Origin of the sequence: Geminocystis sp. CENA526 (genome assembly GCF_050753365.1) — a bacterium.
GTDB lineage: Bacteria > Cyanobacteriota > Cyanobacteriia > Cyanobacteriales > Cyanobacteriaceae > Geminocystis.
The window spans coordinates 1-2827 of record NZ_JBLZFY010000207.1 but is presented as its reverse complement, the minus strand read 5'-3'; the positions used below and the strand labels follow the sequence as shown (position 1 = coordinate 2827).

General features: G+C 39.8%; 1 protein-coding gene and 1 pseudogene. Both read left to right on the top strand.

Translation table 11 applies throughout. The annotated features are described in order from the left end of the window. On the top strand, nt 1–2402 hold a 2402-nt coding region (locus tag ACN4EE_RS22645), incomplete at its 5' end, for a putative Ig domain-containing protein (protein ID WP_431708779.1). Nucleotides 2403–2486: 84 nt separating this feature from the next. After that, a pseudogene (locus tag ACN4EE_RS22640) lies at nt 2487–2827 on the top strand (transketolase C-terminal domain-containing protein); the annotation flags it as partial.

Sequence of the window (2827 nt, the reverse complement as noted above, 5' to 3'; positions counted from 1 at the left end):
GTACCGTAGGTGATACTCCTGACGCTACATTCAATTTTACTTTAGCAATTACTGATGTAAATGAAGCACCAACGGCGGTTAATATTACCAATTCGATCGAGTTAGACGAAAATACTGTTATTGGTGATGGTATCAAGGTCGGTGATATTGTAATTACAGATGATGCTTTAGGTACTAATGACCTTTCTTTAAGTGGTACAGATGCCGAAAGTTTTGAGATTCGTGGTATGGAGTTATTCTATATCGGTGCTAGTCCCGATTTTGAAATTAAGGCTCAATATCAAGTAACCGTCAATGTGAACGATACCACTGTGGGAGAAACCCCAAACGCTATCTTTGATTTTACTTTAGCGATTACTGATGTTAATGAAGCACCAACGGCTGTGACTCTTACCAATACTGTTATAGAATTAGTTGAGAATACAGTTATTGGTGATGGTATTAAGGTAGGTGATATTGCTATTACGGATGATGCTTTAGGCACTAATGCTCTTTCTTTAAGTGGTGCTGATGCCGAGAGTTTCGAGATTCGGGGTACAGAGTTATTCTATATCGGTGCTAGTCCTGATTTTGAAACAAAGGCTCAATATCAAGTAACCGTCAATGTGGATGATGAAACAGTGGGAGCAACTCCCGATGCTACTACAGATTTCACTCTCAATATCATTGATGTAGATGAAACTCTTCCAAATCAGCCTCCTACCGCCGTTACTGTTACCAATTCGATCGACTTAGCAGAAAATTCAGTTATTGGTGACGGTATCAAAGTCGGTGATATTGTAATTACAGATGATGCTTTAGGTACTAATGACCTTTCTTTAAGTAGTACAGATGCTGAAAGTTTTGAGATTCGTGGTATGGAGTTATTCTATATCGGTGCTAGTCCCGATTTTGAAACTAAGGCTCAATATCAAGTAACTGTCAATGTGGATGATACTACTGTGGGAGCAACTCCCGATGCTATCTTTGATTTTACTTTAGCTATCACGGATGTTAATGAACCACCGACGGGAGTGACTCTTACCAATTCGATCGAATTAGCAGAAAATACAGTTATCGGTGATGGTATTAAAGTAGGTGATATTGCTATTACAGATGATGCTTTAGGCACTAATGCTCTTTCTTTAAGTGGTGCTGATGCCGAGAGTTTCGAGATTCGGGGTACAGAGTTATTCTATATCGGTGCTAGTCCTGATTTTGAAACGAAGGCTCAATATCAAGTAACCGTGAATGTGGACGATGAAGCAGTAGGAGAAACCCCCGATGCAACGGTTAATTTTACTTTAGCTATTGGTGATATAAATGAAGCCCCCATCGTTAGTCAACCCATTGCAGATCAAACGGCACAGGAAGGCGATGGTTTTACTTTTATCATTCCAGCGGATACTTTCACTGATCCAGATGTTGATGATACTTTATTTTTCAGTGCTTCTCTTGAGGATGGTACAACTCCTTTACCTAGTTGGTTAACCTTTGATGCTGATACCTTAACTTTTAGTGGTACTCCTACCAGTGAGGATGTTGGCACTTTAACAGTGGGTGTATTTGCTAATGATGGAGAGTTAACAACTTCAGATGTTTTCACTATCACGATCGAAGCGAGTGAACCAATCCTTCCCAGTTTAGCCATTAGTGCCACCGATGCCAGTAAGAATGAAGGAAACGAAGGAGTAACACCCTTTACCTTTACTGTGACTCGTAGTGAAAACATCACTGGTGCATTAACGGTTAATTATGCCGTCACAGGAAGTGGAGAAAATGGTGCAAATGCTGATGATTTTGGCGATACATTACCCACTGGTGTTGTAGAATTTGCTGAGGGTGAAACAACTAAAACTGTTACTGTCAATGTAAGTGGAGATACCACCATCGAATCTAATGAAACATTTAGCGTTACCATCAGTGCTGAAGGTGCAAATATTTCCACTGCTAGTGCCGTTGGTACAATCATTAACGATGATACGATCGTAACCGTACTTGATAATGAAGTATTTCGATTCCGTACGGGAGATGGTTCTTATATCTTTGTAGGTAATGAAGAACGTCAAAGCATCGAAACAAACTTTCCTGGTTTTGAGTTAGAAGGATCAGCTTTTAATCTTTCCTTTGAGGAAAAAGACGATTTAATTGCTTTCAATCGTTTCCAAAACAGCGATATTCCGGGAGCTTATTTATACGCTACCGAAGAAGAAAGTGTTAGCGTTCGAGAACAATATCCTCAATTTATGTTTGAAGGTATTGCCTTTTATGCTTTTGATGCTAATGCTGGTATTGGTTCAGATATTCATCGTTTCAACAATAACGGAAGCTATATTTATGTAGCTGAAGCCGAAAGAGATAGTATTCTAGCCAATTATACTCAATTTGTGTATGAAGGAGTAGCTTTTGAAGCATTAGTATAGTTTGTTAGATTGTATTTCAGCATCTCCCATTAAAATCTTTGGTTTAATGGTGAGACTCGTCAAATAGGAATATCGCTTGATGCCATCGCCATGCGTTATCCCCGTGGTAATGGTTTAGGTGTACCTTTAGCCGAAGAAGGTTGGGAAGAAATCGAAATCGGTAAGGGTGAGATTTTACGCAACGGTGACGATATTTTACTCATCGGTTACGGCACAATGGTTAATACAGCTATGCAAACGGCGGAGATTTTGAGCGAACATGGTATCCAAGCCACCGTCATTAATGCTCGTTTCGTGAAACCCCTTGATACTGAATTGATTTTACCTTTAGCGGAAAAAATTGGTAAAGTTGTCACTTTAGAAGAGGGTAGCTTAATGGGCGGATTTGGTTCAGCCGTAGCGGAAGCCTTAGCGGATAATGATGT